Annotated in this window: 18 protein-coding genes and 3 rRNA genes; 1 reads left to right on the top strand and 20 read right to left on the bottom strand. The window is 46.9% G+C overall.

Features of this window, described 5'->3' with window-relative positions:
- Positions 1-22: 22 nt before the first annotated feature.
- Entirely contained in the window at positions 23-1312 is a 1290-nt protein-coding gene (locus tag NST47_RS03130; protein WP_341153898.1) for an HD domain-containing protein, read from the bottom strand.
- 322 nt (positions 1313-1634) lie between these two features.
- Between NST47_RS03130 and NST47_RS03125 the strand changes: the two genes are divergently transcribed.
- The gene (locus tag NST47_RS03125; protein WP_076237273.1) at positions 1635-1889 is read left to right on the top strand and encodes an AbrB/MazE/SpoVT family DNA-binding domain-containing protein; all 255 of its coding nucleotides are present in this window, start codon (positions 1635-1637) and stop codon (positions 1887-1889) included.
- A gap of 166 nt (positions 1890-2055) precedes the next feature.
- Here NST47_RS03125 and rsmI read toward each other — a convergent pair whose 3' ends face one another.
- The 19 genes from rsmI to NST47_RS03030 form a co-directional block, all read right to left on the bottom strand.
- On the bottom strand, positions 2056-2934 hold the full coding sequence (gene rsmI, locus NST47_RS03120) for a 16S rRNA (cytidine(1402)-2'-O)-methyltransferase (protein ID WP_341153897.1): 879 nt from the start codon (positions 2932-2934) through the stop codon (positions 2056-2058).
- 13 nt (positions 2935-2947) lie between these two features.
- Positions 2948-3718: a tRNA1(Val) (adenine(37)-N6)-methyltransferase gene (locus NST47_RS03115; protein ID WP_341153896.1), complete on the bottom strand. Its 771-nt coding sequence runs from the start codon at positions 3716-3718 to the stop codon at positions 2948-2950.
- 98 nt (positions 3719-3816) lie between these two features.
- Positions 3817-4170 (bottom strand): DNA replication initiation control protein YabA, encoded by a 354-nt coding sequence (yabA, locus tag NST47_RS03110; RefSeq protein WP_076237267.1) that lies wholly within the window; start codon positions 4168-4170, stop codon positions 3817-3819.
- A gap of 36 nt (positions 4171-4206) precedes the next feature.
- Positions 4207-5010, bottom strand: coding sequence for a PSP1 domain-containing protein (locus NST47_RS03105; protein WP_076237265.1), 804 nt, complete (start codon positions 5008-5010; stop codon positions 4207-4209).
- A 1-nt stretch (position 5011) separates the two neighbouring features.
- On the bottom strand, positions 5012-5989 hold the full coding sequence (gene holB / locus NST47_RS03100) for a DNA polymerase III subunit delta' (protein ID WP_076237263.1): 978 nt from the start codon (positions 5987-5989) through the stop codon (positions 5012-5014).
- A 61-nt stretch (positions 5990-6050) separates the two neighbouring features.
- Positions 6051-6497, bottom strand: a complete 447-nt coding sequence (locus NST47_RS03095; RefSeq protein WP_076237261.1) for a YaaR family protein — start codon at positions 6495-6497, stop codon at positions 6051-6053.
- Between the two features lie 22 nt (positions 6498-6519).
- Positions 6520-6849, bottom strand: a complete 330-nt coding sequence (locus NST47_RS03090; RefSeq protein ID WP_341153895.1) for a cyclic-di-AMP receptor — start codon at positions 6847-6849, stop codon at positions 6520-6522.
- A 125-nt stretch (positions 6850-6974) separates the two neighbouring features.
- Positions 6975-7607, bottom strand: coding sequence for a dTMP kinase (gene tmk / locus NST47_RS03085; RefSeq protein ID WP_341153894.1), 633 nt, complete (start codon positions 7605-7607; stop codon positions 6975-6977).
- 196 nt (positions 7608-7803) lie between these two features.
- Positions 7804-9288, bottom strand: coding sequence for an aminotransferase class I/II-fold pyridoxal phosphate-dependent enzyme (locus NST47_RS03080; RefSeq protein ID WP_341153893.1), 1485 nt, complete (start codon positions 9286-9288; stop codon positions 7804-7806).
- A 110-nt stretch (positions 9289-9398) separates the two neighbouring features.
- Complete coding sequence (locus NST47_RS03075) at positions 9399-9599, bottom strand: sigma factor G inhibitor Gin (RefSeq protein ID WP_076237253.1); 201 nt, start codon at positions 9597-9599, stop codon at positions 9399-9401.
- Between the two features lie 934 nt (positions 9600-10533).
- Positions 10534-10650 (bottom strand): 5S ribosomal RNA (rrf, locus tag NST47_RS03070).
- 162 nt (positions 10651-10812) lie between these two features.
- Positions 10813-13735: ribosomal RNA gene (locus tag NST47_RS03065) — 23S ribosomal RNA — on the bottom strand.
- A 233-nt stretch (positions 13736-13968) separates the two neighbouring features.
- A 16S ribosomal RNA gene (locus tag NST47_RS03060) occupies positions 13969-15511 on the bottom strand.
- The 16S, 23S and 5S rRNA genes sit together here, the layout of an rRNA operon.
- Before the next feature lie 260 nt (positions 15512-15771).
- Positions 15772-16041, bottom strand: coding sequence for a pro-sigmaK processing inhibitor BofA family protein (locus NST47_RS03055; RefSeq protein WP_341153892.1), 270 nt, complete (start codon positions 16039-16041; stop codon positions 15772-15774).
- Positions 16042-16141: 100 nt separating this feature from the next.
- A complete protein-coding gene (locus NST47_RS03050; RefSeq protein WP_341153891.1) occupies positions 16142-16426 on the bottom strand; it encodes a DUF2508 family protein in 285 nt (94 codons plus the stop codon).
- Between the two features lie 204 nt (positions 16427-16630).
- Positions 16631-17227: a recombination mediator RecR gene (gene recR / locus NST47_RS03045; RefSeq protein ID WP_076237239.1), complete on the bottom strand. Its 597-nt coding sequence runs from the start codon at positions 17225-17227 to the stop codon at positions 16631-16633.
- Positions 17228-17324: 97 nt separating this feature from the next.
- Positions 17325-17636: a YbaB/EbfC family nucleoid-associated protein gene (locus NST47_RS03040; RefSeq protein WP_076237237.1), complete on the bottom strand. Its 312-nt coding sequence runs from the start codon at positions 17634-17636 to the stop codon at positions 17325-17327.
- Positions 17637-17705: 69 nt separating this feature from the next.
- Positions 17706-19493: a DNA polymerase III subunit gamma/tau gene (dnaX, locus tag NST47_RS03035; protein WP_341153890.1), complete on the bottom strand. Its 1788-nt coding sequence runs from the start codon at positions 19491-19493 to the stop codon at positions 17706-17708.
- Positions 19494-19558: 65 nt separating this feature from the next.
- Complete coding sequence (locus tag NST47_RS03030) at positions 19559-20620, bottom strand: ATP-binding protein (RefSeq protein WP_076237234.1); 1062 nt, start codon at positions 20618-20620, stop codon at positions 19559-19561.
- Positions 20621-20636: the final 16 nt, after the last annotated feature.

Here is a 20636-nt window from a genome sequence, read left to right as displayed (position 1 = left end):
ATGGTTATGGCTCCTTCTATAGTTAGTCTTCCGCATCCAGCAGGTTTCTGAGCTCGGTCGGGATGGTACTGCGATCAACCTGCAGCAGCTCCTCAGGGAAATATAAATGGTATTGCCCTTTATGAATGCCGCTGATTGAACGGATAATTTCTGACTTCTGGGAAATTTCAGTTAATTGATCATGCTGATCAAGCAGCAATATCGGCAAGTTTTCATCGTGCTCACCCGGACGGTACACATCATACGAAAGATCCGAGGGAAAATCAATTTCCATATAAAATGTCGGATCTATGCCTGCGTCCTGCATCACAACTCGTAATTTTTCCAATTGTTTAATATCCAGCTGCTCCAGCCTCACATACTTAAACAGGCGGCGGTTTAAAAACCGTGAGCATAAATCCGACAAAATCGGATCCTTTTCGGTTGACCATTGTGCCAGCACGGTCTGCATAAACGCTTCATCCAGCATATGGTATTCCTGCACCGTTAACGTTTTGCGGAATAAGCTTAATAGAGGCGGAAGCATAAAAGCGAACTCATAATTTTCCTCATATAGATGCTTGGCGCGTCCGAACACCTTTTGCAAAATAATTTCAGCACTTCGCGTAACCGGGTGAAAGTAGACCTGCCAATACATTTGATAGCGCGACATCAAATAATCTTCGACGGCATGCATCCCGCTCTCCTTCACAACAATATGGCCTTGAAAGGGGCGAATAATTCTCAATATACGTTCCAGATCGAAGGTGCCATAATTGACCCCTGTAAAATAAGCATCACGAAGCAAATAATCCATACGATCAGCATCGAGCTGGCTGGAAACGAGGCTGACGACAATTTCCTTGTGGTAGGTTTTGCAAATAACACCAGCAACTTGCTCAGGAAAGGTGGGTGACACCTGTTTAAGGACACGATTGATCTCGGTATCGCCAAGCACGATCCTGCAGGACCAATCCTCATGGTGGGTGCCAAATGTCTTTTCGATGGAATGGGAAAAGGGACCATGCCCGACATCGTGAAGCAAAGCAGCGCATAAGGAGAGCAGTCTTTCTTCCCGAGGCCAATCCTCATACTGGTTGCGTTCAAATTGCGAGATGATTTTTCGAGTCACCTCATATACGCCAAGCGAATGTGAGAATCGGCTGTGCTCTGCCCCATGAAAAGTTACAAAGCAGGTGCCAAGCTGCCTGATCCGGCGCAGCCTTTGAAATTCCTTGGTATTAATCAAATCCCAAATCGTCTGATCCTGAACATAAATATATTTGTGAACAGGGTCCTTAAAAACTTTTTCTTCTTGAAGAGAACGAGTCATGATCCTTCACCTGCACTTTCTTCGATTTTTCGACATAAACAAACAAAAACCTGTATATTTGTCGAATAATATCATATTCGTATTTCCAATTTTATCATACATTCAACTAGCTAAATCCCCCTCATAAAGCCTTTAATAAATCAATTCAAGAAAATTTTAGCTATTTTGAATGTATTTTTAATTAAATTTGAACAAATTCGACATCATGATTGTCAAAAAACGACAAGTTGTGGTTGACTATTATGGGAATGGTTGGTATCATAGAAAATAAGAATTATGTCGAATAATGACGATTATTTTTTTCTGAGAGGGGACTTATAACATGTTAAAATCAACTGGTATTGTTAGAAAGGTCGATGAATTGGGTCGGGTTGTTATTCCTATCGAGCTTCGCAGAACTTTGGGTATCGGCGAAAAAGACGCTTTGGAAATTTATGTAGATGGCGAGCGCATCATGCTCAAAAAATATGAACCTGCTTGTATCTTTTGCGGTAACGCTGAAAATGTTTCTTATTATAAAGGTAAAATTATTTGTCACGAATGTTTGTCCGATATGCCAATACCTGTGACAAAATAAGAAAAATAGTTTATAATAAGGATAGCAATTCTTACTTAGGTAATTCTAACCTTTTTCATATCTCCTCTTGTCCCTGAATCATAGATAACTATGACTCAGGGATTTTTTTTGTGAAAGAAGACCATTCCGTAGAAGGCCGACTATGAGTAGTTTTAAGCCATTCGATTCATTCTTCTTTATGTAGGAAGTTATACAATTCTCGCTTGGGCATCTGACGGTCGGAGGCAGCACGTTTCATCGCTTCCTTGCGGTCCGAGCCTTGCGACTCATAATGCTCTACATGCGCCTTGATGGTGTAGGATTCCCACCATTCGACAGTCAATGCCGTCTCCGGGGCCGTGCTGCCTTCAACAATGATGCAATACTCACCTTTGGGCTCGTTTGCGTTCAGCCAATCGCAGCATTCACGTATCGTCCCTCTTGCAGCCTCTTCATACTTCTTGGTCACTTCACGCATCAAGCAGACCTGACGTTCAGGATTCCAGACCGTTAGCATAGCCTCAAGCGTCTTAACAATCCGGTGCGGGGATTCATACAAGATAAGGGTTTCCTTTTTAGGCTGCAGTAGCTCAAGTTCTTGAAGCAAGGATTTTTTGTCACGGGGCAGGAAGCCCAGGAACGTGAATCGCTCTGTCGACAATCCAGAAACAATCAAAGCCGATAAAGCCGCATTGGCACCTGGTATCGGAATTACATCAATACCCGCTTCAATCGCTTGCTTCACCAATTCCGATCCTGGATCACAGATCGCCGGCAATCCGGCATCACTGACCAGAGCGATAGAATCCCCCGTTTCCAGCAAGCGAATCAATTCTGGCCCACTGGCGTGCTTATTATGCTCATGATAGCTGACGAGCCTTGTAGGGATGTTGAAATGCGTCATCAGCTTTCTCGTTTGTCGTGTATCCTCAGCAGCAACCCACTGTACCTCTCCCAATATACGAATGGCTCGGAAGGTCATATCCTCCAAATTACCGATCGGGGTCCCTACCAGGTACAGCTTGCCTAATCCATTCTCTTGTCCATAGCTTTTTTGAATATTCATTATGATTTCCTCTTCAGTTCTCAGGTTGTTGGATTAGTTCATCACGTTTGCCATAATAAAGCTCCATGAGTTCTTCGCAGTATTCCGTCTTATTTTTATATACCAGCAGCGGCGGCAGCGTTCTTAGCTCCGGTTTGCCGTCCTTATGCGCTTCAATCAACACCATGTTGGCTTCTTCTCCTGCACGTGGATGAACGAAACGAATTCGCTTTGGCTCCAGCTTATAGGCGCGCATCATACCAAAAATCTCTACCAGCCGGCTAGGCCGATGAACCATCGCGACCCGCCCTCCGGCACGCACTAATTTACTGCTGACCCTGACAACATCCTCCAACGTACACAACACCTCATGCCGGGCAGCAGCAAAATGCTCATTCCTGTTTTGCTCTCCGTCCTGAATCGGCAAGTATGGCGGATTGACGGTAACAACATCAAATGCCCCATGGCCCAGTTCCGAGCAGGCATCCTTCAAATCACCATGAATAATACGGATTTGCTGCTCCAGTTCATTCAGTTCCACATTACGCTTGGCCATATCTGCGAGTCTTTCCTGTATTTCGATGGCTACGATCGAGGCTTTGGTTCGTGTACTTAGCAGTAAGGGGATCACACCATTACCTGTACATAAATCGATCATTCGTCCCTTTGGTGGCGTATAGCAAAAGCGACCCAGTAATACAGCATCCAGAGAAAAGCTGAACACCTCATCACTCTGGATAATTTTCAAATCATTTGTAAGCAGATCATCAACCCGCTCACTGGCATGCAAAGATACTTTTCCCATATCGTTCCTCTTTCTAAAAAAACCGTAGAGAAGCTTGCTCCCCTACGGCGGTTTTATTTGCAGTTTATCACTTCATCGCATGCGCGTTTCGATGCTGATTATTTATTAAGAAAAGATAAGCAGAACAAGCAATCTCCTTCTGTCCGCAAATGCCCATAATACACATTACATATATGGAATCCTTCTTGGTACAGTCGAGACAGGTTGTCATAGCCTTCCCCTGTAAGCTCTTTGGCCTGTGCCGGTGTAATAGGCGCTTGTGGCACAATGACCTCAGACGGTAAGGTGTCCATCTTCATCAGCTTGCGCAGCTGCTGATTTTCTATACTTAGACGTTTATTTTCTTCAAGAAGCTCGACTATTTGCCGCTTCATCTGACCAAGCTCGCCGTATATCGTTCCCATTTGTTCTTCTATCTGCTCTATTTGCACAAATACGTTTCTTTTATCCACGCGTTCACCTCAAGGAAGCTTGAACTTGAACTACCATTAATGCTGCTCAACCGCATCGTCAAAAGAAAGCTCCATTACTTTTCCCAAATCATAAACTTGAATTTTTGCCGTACGTTCGTTCATGTTCAGCGAAACTACGCGTCCACTGCCCAATGATGTAATCACATTACTACCCACACGCGGCACATCTTCCTTGGCACTCTCATAATTATCGTGCTCATATTTCAAGCAGCACATTAACCGGCCGCAAAGCCCGGATATTTTCGTTGGATTCAATGATAAGTTTTGATCTTTCGCCATTTTAATCGAGACCGGCTCAAAATCACCCAAAAAGGAAGAACAGCATAGGATTCGTCCGCATGGACCAATTCCCCCCAGCATTTTGGCCTCATCACGAACACCAATCTGTCTGAGTTCAATTCGTGTACGGAACACACCAGCCAAATCCTTTACCAGCTCCCGGAAATCGACTCTTCCTTCAGCTGTAAAGTAAAAGATGATCTTGTTACGATCAAATGTATATTCAACATCAACCAGTTTCATTTTCAACTGATGATCCTTGATTTTTTCCTGACAGAGCGCGAATGCATTTTTGGCTGCCGATTTATTATCTTCCACCAGCTGCGCATCCGTATAATCCGCTATCCGTATGACTTTTTTTAGCGGTAAAACCACATCCGATTCTTTAACCGTGCGCTTACCAATGACGACTTTTCCATATTCAATGCCACGAGCCGTTTCAACAATCACAGCACTATCTTTATCGACCGGAAGATCGATGGGATCAAAGTAATAAATTTTCCCAGCTTTTTTAAAGCGTACACCTACAACCGAGTACATGTTACACCCCCTTCAAGTGCATTAGCATTTTTTCAAGCACCAGCTGCGGGTTTGCATGGAAACGAAGCCTTTTTTGCAGCTCGATCGCCTGCTCCATGCAGCGGACCCAGTGCTTCATATCGTAACTCAAGGCTTGTCCGCCCATCCATTCGGTTTGATCTGTAAAAACCAGCTCATTGTGATCACCCAGACTTAATCGAACCATATCCTTCAGCCACAAAATGAGCATATCCATAAATAATGGAAGCTGATCGGTTAACTCCGATTTGGCCAGCTTCTGTTGTGCGGTCAGCATCGATGTCGGTAGTCGAGTCAAGCTCTCCCTCGCTAATTGTATCACTAGGTTTCTAATTTCTGCAAACCCATTTCCTTGAATCAGCTCTCGTGCCGCTTCAGTGCCTGCCGCCAAACGAACGGCCGGTTGAATCAAAAAGGACGGATGTCCCTCCGCTTGCAGCGTTTCTATCATCAACACCCGGCTAAGTGGAGCAAACGGCACCCACTGCGCTCTTGAACGAATGGTAGGAAGCAACGCTTGCCCGTTATCCGTAATCAAGATCGCGACTACCCGAGACGTCGGTTCCTCCAAAAATTTCAGCAAGCTGTTCGCCGCCTGCACGGTCATCGTATCAGCATTCTCCAGTACATACATCTTTAAGCCGGAAACCCCTGCACGATACGCAAACTGCTTTTGCAGCTCACGAATCTGCTCGATCTTGATCGATGCTCCGTCAGGTTTGACCCAATGGAGGTCTGGATGATTACCATGCTCCACCTTGCGGCAGTCCAGACATTCTCCACAGGCATCATCGGGAAGTACCTTGCAATACAGGGCCTGAGCAAAAGCAAGTGCCATCTGCCTCCGCCCTGTTCCATGCTGACCTGTAAAAATATAGGCATGGGACACTTTATCCGTCCGCAAACTATTTTGCAATATGCGCTTGACGCGTTCCTGCCCAGCTATGGACTCAATAGACATCTCGGTCTGTAAAATCCTTTCCTACTCTATAATATTTAAATGTGGGTCCATTTCTTGTCATTTAGAAGACAAGGTTAATCAGCATCCCCCGGATCTCGCCAATTTTGTGTAAGATATCGATCCGTCCCTGCTCGCTCTCCAGCATATCATCAGCAAGCGTCAACAGCTCTTGATCAACCTCTTCCAGCAGTTTATAGCGTTTGGAGCGGCCCCGTCGGTCCCAACCCCGTGTATCACGCAGTTGGACACCCCGACGCACCGTTTCCTCCAAAAACCTCATAACGAGCAATTTATACTGGCGCAGCTCACGTACCGTCATGGATTTGCTTAGACGATCACCCTGCATGTGTATTTCCTGCAAAATACGTTGAAGCTGTTCCTGATTCGCTCCTTCATTTTGCTGCTGCATCATATCTGAGAAAGACTTCTGCTGCAGCTGCTGGGAAGCTGTATTTTCCATCCGTTGAATTTCTTTACCGAAAGGTCGCCAGCCCGGATTAATTTTCACTCCGCGTCCACTCTTCCTTCATTTAATAGTGCTCGAATCGTTCAACCGGAAGCACGAACACCGCAGCTCCACCCACCTGTACTTCTACAGGGAAAGGTATATAGGAATCGGTCGTTCCGCCCATAGGGGACACGGGAGTAACCATCTGCTCACGAACCTTGCAATTGGCTTTAATCACCTGCATCACATCGCTAATGCGCTCGTCTTCAATACCGATCATAAAGGTTGTATTCCCTGCGCGCAAAAATCCACCCGTACTGGCCAATTTGGTTGCACGAAACCCTTCCTTGATTAACGCATTAGAAAGACGATTGCTGTCTTTATCCTGGACAACGGCAATAACTAGTTTCATTAGCATCAACCTCCTCGTGAAATATGTTCTCCCACTCTATAATAATTTGACATCCATGTGCACAATTCCTGCAATGACAAGTGCTGCTGTACGCTAAAAACGATCGAAAACGAGCGATAAACGAACTATTTTTGGAGAAAATCGGTAATTGCCGCTTTCACTTGCTTAAAAACAGCCTCGATCTCAACATTAGCATCTATCGTCACGATTCTTTCAGGAAAACGTTCCGTCAGGATCAAGTAACCCTCACGCACTTTTTGATGGAAAGCCAGCTCCTCCAAATCGAGTCTGTTGATTTCCCTTTCCTCATTGGCATGAATCCGCTTAAGTCCAACTTCTGGATATACGTCCAGATAAATCGTGAGATCAGGAAGCATCTGATCAATCGCAAATCGATTAATACCTAGTACCTCATCAATACCCAAACCTCTGGCATGACCCTGATAAGCTAAGCTGCTGTCAATAAACCGATCACAGATGACAACTTTACCTGCCTGCAGTGCCGGTACAATTTTTTCAACCAAATGCTGCCTTCTGGCTGCCGCGTATAATAAGGCCTCGGTGCGTCCGTCCATCCTTGTATTCTGTGTATCTAGAAGAACCTCTCTGATTTGTTCGGCAATTTGAATGCCTCCCGGCTCACGAGACGTCATGACTTCATAACCTAAAGCAGATAGATGGTTAGTGAGCAAATGGATGATCGAAGTTTTCCCTGCGCCCTCGCAACCCTCCGTTGTAATGAAAAATCCTTTATACATCGTGTTTACTCCAATACTTTGTAATCACAGCTTATTGCGATTCTCCTTTTCACCACCTCCGAAGCGAGTTTTCTACGAAAACTTGTACTTCACAGTGCTGAAAAGCGACTTCTGAACAGTCAATTAAAGCTGTTTCTTCTATTATATATCGTTTGCCTTATGATTACCTCACAATTTTAATAAAATATCGCTCCACTTAAGATTTGGCACTACTTAACACCGAGAGCATGGGCTGCTCACCCTCAATTAACCCATGAATTCTTGCCCCCATAGCGACCAGCTGCATTAAATAACGCAATACTTCAGCAGAAATCAGCTCTCCTGGGCATAGTACCGGGATACCAGGAGGATAAGGGACTACCATTTCGGCTGAATGCATCCCTTCCACATCCTCTAGTGCCACCTGAATCGCACCTTTCTGGCGAACATTGGATTCGTCAAAAGAAACAGGCTTGGATAAACCAGGCATCACGGTAGAGGAAAAGCTGCGTAATGTTTCTATGCTGTTGTCTCCCACTGTTTTTTCGTTATGTGCCAGGCTTATCGCCTTCAGCGCCTTCAGCACTTTGAGCACATCCTGCTCTGTCGATGCCAGACTAAATACGAGTAGTACAGCTTGTGGGTCAGCCAGTTCAACAAAGCAGCCCTGTGCCTCCAATTTATCCTTCAGATCAAAACCGCTTAGCCGATGGTTTGAATCTTTGATCGTCACCTTAAAGGGGTCCTTGCAAATGATCTCATTATCCGTAATAGGCTCAAGTATCGTAAAGTCACTAAGTAATTCCAAACCCTTGTTAAATTTATCAACAACGGTAAGTGCTTTGTCTAACAATACTCTGCCTTCAGTATGCATCTGTCGACGGCTGAGGTCCAGGCTAGCCATTAACGGATAGGACGGACTGGAGCTTTGCAGCATAGTCAAATAACGTTTTAATTCATTTCGATCTATGAGCTCGCCTTGTACATGAAGCATCGAGCCCATGGTCATGGCTGTTAACAGCTTGTGCGTTGACTGGACTACCGCGTCAGCCCCGCAGGCGAGTGCAGATGGAGGCAGAGCGGGATGAAAGCCGAAATGCGCCCCATGTGCTTCATCGACAAGCAGCAGTCTTCCATGCTCATGAAGCAGTTGAGCGATAGCTTGCAGCGGCAGCGCCATACCGTAATAGCTGGGACGTGTCACCAGCAGTCCTTTTGCTTCAGGATACTTCTCAAGAGCCTCCTGTATCGCTTCCAGACGCAGCCCACGCGTCATTCCTGTAATCGGGTCTACTTCAGGGCTTACAAACACTGCGCGTGCACCAGCGAGCATGAGGCCGTGAATGACCGACTTATGGGCATCCCTTTGGATTAGTAGCAGGTCCCCCCTGCGACATACACTTAATATCATAGCCAGATTGCCCACTGTACTTCCGTTTACGAGGAAAAAGCTTTCCTCCGCATCAAAACAATCTGCTGCCAATCGCTGTGCTTCCAAAATTGCTTCCTCGGGATGATGCAAATCATCCAGACCTGATATTTCCGTTAAATCCAGACGCATTATAGATTCATAGTAAGGACGCGCAGCCTGATCCAAGCCCTGCCCTGATTTATGCCCTGGTACGTGTAAGCTTACATAGGATTGTTCGGCATGACCCGTTAGTTTTTCGAATAACGGGGCTCTGTGCTTATCTATTGTCATAAGTTGCTTCTCCAGTCGGCATGTGAAAGTATAGTTCTATTGTAACAAACAAAAAGACTCTCTCCAACGTTTTAACGTCGAAAGAGAGCTTTGTATACATGGACAAGAGCTTATGCATTTTTTTTGTAAAAAATTCGCTTCATTTGGCGGATAAAAAAAGGGTATTTGGCATCCATGACGTCCGTTTGTACCATCTCATGTTCGCAATCTTCGCAAATAAATTCGGATATAATCATGATACCGTGTTCCTTTGTCTGTCCACAGATGATGCAGCCTTGGGCTTCCTCTAGTTCCTTGATAACCTTTCCCATTAGACTCACCTCTATTCTTCTTTTCTATCAGTATGTCCGTATTCTCTTAACTTAAACTCGGGATACTATATGATTATGAATATAGCTTATACAAGGTTCCAAAGCTTAACATTTGAATCGTTGCAGCCGATATATATAAATGCAATATCCATACATATCTTCACTACTATTGTAGCTATGCCCTACTCAAAGACGAAATCGAATTCTATGAAATGGACGCGTGAAGCTATCGTGAATAAACAAGAGCTTTCTAAAGAATCCACCGTATACCACTATCGACTTCTCAAAAGAATTCATTACAGCACTATTCTCAATCTCATCTATTGGGGCATCCTTGTAAGCATGCTCGCCTGGGAGTTAATCCATCTGCGTCCCTATGCAATGTTATTGGGAATAGCATTCCTTCCACTACTCCACGCCCTACTCATCTACTTGCATATCACTTTAAAGGAAAAACGACCACTTACGCATTGGCAATTCCGATTTCGTTTGCCGTGGCTGGGTTTAGCGCCAACCAATCATATAGGTTTAAAGAGATTCAGAGGACTTCAAATGCAAGTATTTTGGGTTACAATCATGATTATTGGATGTTTTTATCCATGGGCACCATTAGATATGATAAGTCTGTTTTTCGTTCATCTATGGATTTTTTTGCCGCGATTGTTCATATTGTTTCGTCTGAGAAAGCATTCCACCAGAGGATTTATAAAACTCAATGACAAAGATACTTCATGTTACTCGCAATAAAAAATTGCAATTTGAATATTGGTTTGCACTTAGGTTACGTTTAGATTCATCAAACAACGTTACATACATATCTTTACGACCTTGCCCCTATATAAGGACTGCTCTGCATGTATACAGACGGCAAGGTCTTTATGCCAAACAAAAAATAGCCTTTTCGGATAAGTATCCAAAAAGGCTATTTTACTGTGCTTGGCAACGTCCTACTCTCCCAGAACCCTGCGGTTCAAGTACCATTGGCGCTGAAGGGCTTAACGGTCGTGTTCGAGATGGGAACGCGTGGTTCCCCTTCGCCATCATCACCAAACGGGATTTTTCGAAGCGTTACTTCTTCGAAATTACTGCGAGAAAATATCCATCCTTACAAAGGACAGGCAGCTCAGAGTTTGCTCCCTGAAAACTAGATCCGAAACTTACACTTTACGCTTGAGCAGCGCGTCTCACTCGCTTTCGCTTGCAAGACTCTTTCTTGGATAAGCCCTCGACCGATTAGTATTCGTCAGCTCCATACCTTGCGGCACTTCCACCCCGAACCTATCTACCTCATCGTCTATAAGGGGTCTTACTAATTGGGAAATCTCATCTTGAGGGGGGCTTCGCGCTTAGATGCTTTCAGCGCTTATCCCTTCCGTACGTAGCTATCCAGCCGTGCTCCTGGCGGAACAACTGGTACACCAGCGGTACGTCCATCCCGGTCCTCTCGTACTAAGGACAGCTCCTCTCAAATTTCCTGCGCCCACGACAGATAGGGACCGAACTGTCTCACGACGTTCTGAACCCAGCTCGCGTACCGCTTTAATGGGCGAACAGCCCAACCCTTGGGACCTACTTCAGCCCCAGGATGCGATGAGCCGACATCGAGGTGCCAAACCTCCCCGTCGATGTGGACTCTTGGGGGAGATAAGCCTGTTATCCCCAGGGTAGCTTTTATCCGTTGAGCGATGGCCCTTCCATTCGGTACCACCGGATCACTAAGCCCGACTTTCGTCCCTGCTCGACCTGTTTGTCTCGCAGTCAAGCTCCCTTGTGCCTTTACACTCTGCGAATGATTTCCAACCATTCTGAGGGAACCTTAGGGCGCCTCCGTTACATTTTAGGAGGCGACCGCCCCAGTCAAACTGCCCACCTGACACGGTCCCTGCACCGGATTACGGTGCGAGGTTAGAACTCGGATACGATCAGGGTGGTATCCCAACGTCGCCTCCACACAAGCTGGCGCTCATGCTTCTTTGGCTCCCACCTATCCTGTACAGATCGTACCCAAGTTCAATATCAAGCTGCAGTAAAGCTCCATGGGGTCTTTCCGTCTTGTCGCGGGTAACCTGCATCTTCACAGGTAGTAAAATTTCACCGGATCTCTCGTTGAGACAGCGCCCAAGTCGTTACGCCATTCGTGCGGGTCAGAATTTACCTGACAAGGAATTTCGCTACCTTAGGACCGTTATAGTTACGGCCGCCGTTTACTGGGGCTTCGGTTCATAGCTTCACCTTGCGGTTAACCACTCCCCTTAACCTTCCAGCACCGGGCAGGCGTCAGCCCGTATACTTCGCCTTACGGCTTCGCACAGACCTGTGTTTTTGCTAAACAGTCGCTTGGGCCTTTTCACTGCGGCCCCCTCGGGCTATTCACCCTACCGAGGCACCCCTTCTCCCGAAGTTACGGGGTCATTTTGCCGAGTTCCTTAACGAGAGTTCTTCCGCGCGCCTTAGCATACTCTGCTCGCCCACCTGTGTCGGTTTGCGGTACGGGCACCTTCTCCCTGGCTAGAGGCTTTTCTTGGCAGCTTGAACTCATGACCTTCGCTACTGCAATTTTCGCTCCCCATCACAGCTCAGCCTTATCGATGTGCGGATTTGCCTACACACCAGCCTCGCTGCTTGGACGGACATCCATCAGTCCGCGTCACTATCCTTCTGCGTCACCCCATTGCTCATAACGGTTCACGGTGGTACTGGAATTTCAACCAGTTGTCCATCCACTACGCCTTTCGGCCTCGCGTTAGGTCCCGACTTACCCTGAGAGGACGAGCCTTCCTCAGGAACCCTTAGGCTTTCGGCGGACAAGATTCTCACTTGTCTTTTCGTTACTTATACCGGCATTCTCACTTGTGTAGTGTCCAGCGCTCCTTACGGTACACCTTCAACCTCTACACAACGCTCCCCTACCCAAGAACAATTACTTGTTCGAGCCATAGCTTCGGTGGCAGGTTTAGCCCCGTTACATTTTCGGCGCAGAGTCACTCGACCAGTGAGCTATTACGCACTCTTTCAATGGTGGCTGCTTCTAAGCCAACATCCTGGTTGTCTGGGCAACTCCACATCCTTTCCCACTTAACCTGCACTTGGGGACCTTAGCTGATGGTCTGGGCTGTTTCCCTCTTGACCATGGATCTTAGCACTCACGGTCTGACTCCCGGATAAAAGTCTGTGGCATTCGGAGTTTGACTGGACTTGGTAACCCTTGGCGGGCCCCGCACCCAATCAGTGCTCTACCTCCACGACTCTCAACTCCGAGGCTAGCCCTAAAGCTATTTCGGGGAGAACCAGCTATCTCCGAGTTCGATTGGAATTTCTCCGCTACCCCCACCTCATCCCCGCATTTTTCAACATGCGTGGGTTCGGGCCTCCAGTGCGTGTTACCGCACCTTCACCCTGGGCAGGGGTAGATCACACGGTTTCGGGTCTACGTCCACGTACTCAAGCGCCCTATTCAGACTCGCTTTCGCTGCGGCTCCGGCTCTTCACCTTAACCTTGCACGGGAACGTAACTCGCCGGTTCATTCTACAAAAGGCACGCCATCACCCATAAACGGGCTCTGACTTTTTGTAAGCACACGGTTTCAGGTTCTATTTCACTCCGCTCCCGCGGTTCTTTTCACCTTTCCCTCACGGTACTGCTTCACTATCGGTCACTAGGGAGTATTTAGCCTTGGCAGATGGTCCTGCCGGATTCCCACGAGGTTTCACGTGTCTCGCGGTACTCGGGATCCGTCTACAGGTGTCGCAGATTTTCGGTTACGGGATTGTTACCCTCTGTGATGAGCCTTTCCAGACTGCTTCACCTATTCTGCTAACCCGATGTTGACGTCCCACAACCCCTAAGAGCAAGCTCTTAGGTTTGGGCTGTTCCGCGTTCGCTCGCCGCTACTGACGGAATCACTTTTGTTTTCTTCTCCTGAGGGTACTTAGATGTTTCAGTTCCCCTCGTATGCCTCCTATGTAGCTATGTATTCACTACATGGTACATGAGCATTACCTCATGCGGGTTCCCCCATTCGGACATCCCCGGATCAAAGCCTGCTTACGGCTCCCCGAGGCATTTCGTCGTTCGCCACGTCCTTCTTCGGCTCCTAGTGCCTAGGCATCCTCCGTGTGCTCTTATTAGCTTAACCAATTCCGCTAATAAGTTCGATTCCGAAGAATCGATCTATTTGGATGTTACTCAACCGAAGTTAAGTAACGCTGCTCTAAACATTTGTTTCGTTTCGGTATCTAGTTTTCAAGGAACAAGCTTTACAGAGAGAAAGTTTATCCTCTCAAAACTGATCAACGAGTGAGCGTTGTTGTTGCCATTGGCAACTTGTATTACTGATACGCTTCGTTTGCAGAAGCAATATCTCCATAGAAAGGAGGTGATCCAGCCGCACCTTCCGATACGGCTACCTTGTTACGACTTCACCCCAATCATCTACCCCACCTTCGGCGGCTGGCTCCCTTGCGGGTTACCCCACCGACTTCGGGTGTTGTAAACTCTCGTGGTGTGACGGGCGGTGTGTACAAGACCCGGGAACGTATTCACCGCGGCATGCTGATCCGCGATTACTAGCAATTCCGACTTCATGCAGGCGAGTTGCAGCCTGCAATCCGAACTGAGACCGGCTTCTAAAGATTCGCTCCACCTCGCGGTTTCGCTTCCCGTTGTACCGGCCATTGTAGTACGTGTGTAGCCCAGGTCATAAGGGGCATGATGATTTGACGTCATCCCCGCCTTCCTCCGGTTTGTCACCGGCAGTCGATCTAGAGTGCCCAACTCAATGCTGGCAACTAAATCCAAGGGTTGCGCTCGTTGCGGGACTTAACCCAACATCTCACGACACGAGCTGACGACAACCATGCACCACCTGTCTCCAATGCTCCGAAGAGGGCACCTATCTCTAGGTGTTACATCGGGATGTCAAGACCTGGTAAGGTTCTTCGCGTTGCTTCGAATTAAACCACATACTCCACTGCTTGTGCGGGTCCCCGTCAATTCCTTTGAGTTTCACTCTTGCGAGCGTACTCCCCAGGCGGAGTGCTTACTGTGTTAACTTCGGCACCGCGGGTATTGAAACCCCCGACACCTAGCACTCATCGTTTACGGCGTGGACTACCAGGGTATCTAATCCTGTTTGCTCCCCACGCTTTCGCGCCTCAGCGTCAGTTACGGTCCAGAAAGTCGCCTTCGCCACTGGTGTTCCTCCACATCTCTACGCATTTCACCGCTACACGTGGAATTCCACTTTCCTCTCCCGCACTCCAGTCACCCAGTTTTCGATGCGACCCGGGGTTGAGCCCCGGAATTAAACACCAAACTTAAATGACCGCCTGCGCGCGCTTTACGCCCAATAATTCCGGACAACGCTTGCCCCCTACGTATTACCGCGGCTGCTGGCACGTAGTTAGCCGGGGCTTTCTTCTCAGGTACCGTCAATCCAGGAGCAGTTACTCTCCTGGCCTTTCTTCCCTGGCAACAGAGCTTTACGATCCGAAAACCTTCATCACTCACGCGGCGTTGCTCCGTCAGACTTGCGTCCATTGCGGAAGATTCCCTACTGCTGCCTCCCGTAGGAGTCTGGGCCGTGTCTCAGTCCCAGTGTGGCCGTTCACCCTCTCAGGTCGGCTACGCATCGTCGCCTTGGTGAGCCGTTACCTCACCAACTAGCTAATGCGCCGCAGGCCCATCTACAGGTCACAGATTGCTCCGTGTTTCTTGATTCAGACATGCGTCTCAATCACCTATCCGGTCTTAGCTACCGTTTCCGGTAGTTATCCCGATCCTGTAGGCAGGTTGCCTACGTGTTACTCACCCGTCCGCCGCTAACTGTTCCCGAAGGAACAATCCGCTCGACTTGCATGTATTAGGCACGCCGCCAGCGTTCGTCCTGAGCCAGGATCAAACTCTCCATTAAGGTAGAACTTTGATTTGTACTCATTCCTTGCTGACGAGAATTTGCATTCTCTTGTACTGCTATTTTCTCACTCGTTGATTCAGTTTTCAAAGGACAATTGCCGCAAAATCATTCATTTATTGCCTGCATTTATTACTTTAGCACGTTACCGCTTTAATCGTTTTTCTTTTAGCGGCGACTTCTTTAATATAACACAACTCCAAAGATTAATGCAAGTCTTTTTTTGAAAATAAAAATACTTACGATTTCCAACCACAGTCTCAAACAATCCACAGCTTCAAAGCAACCAGCATGAGAAGTCCAGGTATACCCAAAACACTTATTGTTCCCACAGTTACTGGGTTTATAGGTATTTCCAACTGTGTATAGCCTTCAAGCAGATTTACAATATACAATAAAAAAGCAGCTAATGCAACATTGAAACAAAGATATCCAAGCCATTGGAAAGCTTGTCTATAGCGAAACAAGATAATCATCAGTAATATTACCGAAATACTAAGTATCCCCCACAGTAAATATAGCTTCGTCATGTACTTTATGTCACCCTCCCAACGCTTTGCACTGCCAGCTAACTGTATAAAATGTTAACGGTGCCTTAGCAAGCTATATCATTAGCAAAACACGATGCCTTCATTTAAATGTTACAATCTCATTTTTACTGTTACGGACATCCCACGCAGTTAGCTGCATCCTCTTGGCTTGTTTAAACAGCATGTCCAAGCGCTTCTGGGAAGCTTCCAGGGCATAGATCGCATAGTCAATCTGATCATGTTCTATGACAATATCAAGACGATGTTGAGCCGTAACCCAATCCAAGCGCGCCCTCTCAATTTCCTGCAGCAATTGCATCTTTTCACGGTTAAGAAGCTGCATATCCTTCCGTTGTTCACGCGTAATACGATCCCACATCCCCATGCGTTCCCTCCTTAAGCATACAAGACGACGAACCTGTCCAATAGCCCCCTCAGCCGCTACTGAACCTGTTTGTCCTATACTCTATAAGTATGGAATCGATAGCATTAATAGAACTATGGTCACAACATAAAAAAGCCTTGCAGGAATGACCTGTAAGGCTTTTGTTGGTGGAATCTTGTATTCATACTCAATTCTAATGCGGGCTTATATTTCACGACGGCCTTCAAGCGATTTGGTTAGCGTTACCTCATCTGCGTATTCCAAATCTCCGCCTACCGGAAGCCCGTGAGCAATTCGGGTAACTTTGAGCCCAAAGGAACGCACCAATCTAGACAAATACATCGCGGTTGCTTCTCCTTCAATATTGGGGTTAGTAGCAAGAATAAGCTCCTGTACCTGTTCGTCACCCAAACGTTTCAACAAATCAGCTATGCGGAGCTCATCCGGACCGATACCTTCCATTGGAGAAATAGCACCATGAAGAACGTGGTAATAACCATTAAACTCTCTCGTCCTCTCCATAGCAACCAAATCCTTAGGCTCCTGAACGACACAAATGATAGATCGGTCCCTGCCTTTGTCCTGACAAATGCGGCAAGGATCCATATCCGTAATGTTACAGCATACCGAGCAGTAGTGCAGGTTTCTTTTGACATTGACTAAAGCTTTGGCAAATTCGATGCAATCCTCTTCCTTCATGCGCAGCACATGAAAAGCATGTCGTGCCGCTGTTTTGGGTCCAATACCCGGCAATCGGGAAAAGGCATCGATAAGTTTCGCTAGCGGTTCGGGATAAAACAAAGGGATAGCTCCTTATAGAGCCTGATCATAAAAACAGGACGCTTCATGGAGAAACGCCTGTGAGATCGCGCTCTTATAGTGTGATTGGACTCGAAGACTAGAACAGACCTGGAATGTTCACGCCGCCGGTTAAACGTCCCATTTCTTTGTTAGCCAGTTCTTCAGCTTTGGTCATGGCATCGTTAATGGCTGTCAACACAAGATCCTGCAGCATTTCAACATCATCTGGATCAACAGCCTCGGGTTTAATCAAGATGGAGGTTACTTTCTTTTGGCCGTTCACGACAACCGTGACAACGCCACCGCCTGCTGTTCCTTCTACTGATTTAAGAGCCAACTCCTCTTGAGTCTTCAGCATTTGCTCTTGCATTTTTTTTACTTGCTTCATCATTTGATTCATATTATTCATTCGATTCAGCTCCTCGGTCATGTAAGTGTCATTGTGTACCTCAAATGAAGTACCTTAATTAATTGTTCATCAGTCCGACTTGATCTCTACGAGATCGGCACCAAACAGTTTGATGGCCTCGTCGATCCATTGTTCATTGACAGGAGCAGCAGGCTCTCCTTCAGGAATAAGCTTGAGCTCTTCTTTACTTCTGACTACATTCTTCGATTCATCTGAAGCAGCGTTCCAATCCTTAAGCATAATGGTAACCAGCTTCAGCGGTCTACCCATTACTTCAGCCATTACCTGTTCAATCATCGGTTTATTAGCTGGCTTTTCGGTCGTCTCCCGATGCATGGCGCTTTTAAAAGCAACCAGTACATTATCATTATGCAGCGAGACCGGCTCTCCGTCTACGAGCCAGGCATGAATCGTTATTTTTTGCTCTTTAACGCGGGACAATACTTGACCCCACTTTTGAAGCACGTTCTTGCATTCGGGTTCTTCCCTGCCAAGCAAGTAGCCATCCAGCTTCTCAACGCTTTTCTTCATGGCCGCGGGATTGGAGGAAGTACGCATGCCAGTTCCCGAAGGGCTACTGCCGCCGTTCGAACTGGCTGCGGACGCTCCAACCCCCTGCTTCAACAGCTGGGCCAACTGCTCTTCAAGGCGTTGAATCCGACTGGTTAGCTGGGTTACCAGCCCATCGGACGCACGATCTCTGGGTGCCGACTCTCCAGTCGCCTGCACTGCACCAGTCGACTCCAAAGCTGCAGCTACACCTGAATCCACTGCTGATACACTGCAAAGCTTCATCAAGGCAACCTCAAGCAGTGTCTGCGGCTGAACGGAGTACTTCATCTCTGTCTGATAATAATTAAGCGAGTCGATCATCGAAATGAGCTCCTGTGACGTAAACGCCGCTGCCACGGATACAAACGCTTTGACATCATGAATACGATCCGTGACAGCCTGGGAGTCAGGCACCAGCTTAACCATCAGCAAATCACGGAAGTAGTAGAGCAGATTTTCCATACATTTATCTGCGCTTTTGCCCTCTTGCATAAATGACTCGATTAATTGCAATACGGCCGGTACATCTCGGCGCTTGATGGCCTCAACCAATATTTGAAATTGATCTGAGGCCATTCCCCCGGTAATCGATACTACATCATCATACGTAACGTGTTTACCCGAAAATGCCATAATTTGATCCAGCAAGCTTAGTGCATCCCGCATCCCGCCATCGGACAAACGAGCAATGAAGCGGAGTGCGTTCTCCTCAGCCTCTATTTGTTCTTCCTGACAGACCAGATGAAGACGTTCAACCTGTTCATCCAGTGAAACACGCCGGAAGTCAAACCGTTGGCAGCGGGAAATAATCGTTGCTGGCAGCTTATGAGGCTCAGTAGTAGCAAGAATGAACATCACATGAGGAGGCGGTTCTTCTAATGTTTTGAGGAGCGCATTAAATGCCTCTGTTGTCAGCATGTGTACTTCATCGATAATATACACCTTTTGGCGAACTTCGGTAGGTGCATATTTCACTTTGTCACGAATATCACGGATCTCTTCTACCCCCCGATTAGAGGCGGCATCGATTTCCACTACATCCATCACGGCACCTTCCGTAATACGGATACAATTGGCACATTGATTGCAGGGCTCTTCAGCAGGACCACTCAGGCAGTTAACGGCTTTGGCCAATATTTTGGCTGCACTCGTTTTCCCTGTTCCGCGTGGACCATTAAACAAATAAGCGTGTGTAACCCGCCCTTCACGCAGCGAATTTTGAAGTGTTTGTACGATATGCTTCTGACCTACAATATCTCGGAAAGCCTGCGGTCTCCACGTTCGGTATAAAGCGATATGTGCCATAGCGTCAGCTCCAATAGTGGTTCATCCTCTATAGTATACTACACTTACCCGCGCGAATGAAGTACTTACGGGTACGGGATTCCTACCGTAAACGTAGTACCGAAGCCTTTGGAGGAAACACGGATATGCCCGCCTACATCATGGATAATTCGTTGACACACAGACAGCCCCAGGCCAGTACCTTCATCCTTGGTTGTAAAAAAGGGATCAAAAATTTTATCAATAACAAACATCGGAATGCCGGGCCCTGAATCATGGATATCGATGCTTACAATTCGCTCCTCCACATCCACTCTTTCCGTCAACACCAACTGCCCGCCATCCACCATAGCCTCGATGCCATTTTTGCATATGTTCAAAAAAACCTGTTTTAACAGCTCACCATCCGCTATAACCTGCGGCAGCTTTTCTGCAGCATCATACCTGACAATGACCCTATGTAGTACAGCTTCATTATTAATGATCGGCAGCATTTCTTTAATAACCTGAGAAATATCAAGCGACTGATACGTTACGTTCTTCGGTTTGCTTAATAGCAGAAATTCACTGACCAATTCGTTAATACGATTGATTTCACCGAGCATAATATCGGCAAACCCGCTCTCACGATCCATCCCGTGAATTTGCAGCGTTTTTCGCAGCATCTGAAGAAATCCCTTAATGGACGTTAATGGATTACGAATCTCATGAGCCGTGCCCGCTGCAATCTGCCCAATCATCGCCAACCGGTCACTTCTACGTACCTGCTCTTCCAATGAGCGCAGATTAGTGACATCTTTAAAAATGATATAAGCCCCGACAATTTTGTTCTGCTCATCACGAAGCACATTGGAATCAAGCAGTAACTCATATCGGTCTTGATTGTTAGTCCACGACAGCGCATGATTACGTACGACCATACCTTCTAATATATTCCGATGCACTAAACGGTGCTCCGCAGGGAGCTCGACAAAAATACTATCCATCGATTGGTTCATAACCTCTTCTTTTTTCAACCCTAATACACGGCATGCCATGTCACTAATATCCACCAATTCAAAATCGGTGTTTATTACAAAGACCCCCATATTGATATCCTTTAAAAAAGTGCCTGCAAACTGCTGTAATAAATTGAGTTCATGCTGCATCGCTCCACCCCTTACT

It is taken from the genome of Paenibacillus sp. FSL H8-0034 (assembly GCF_038000305.1).
In the GTDB taxonomy this organism is placed as follows: Bacteria; Bacillota; Bacilli; order Paenibacillales; family NBRC-103111; genus Paenibacillus_S.
Note: the sequence above shows the minus strand (reverse complement) of the source record. Positions and strands in the feature narration are given on the sequence as shown.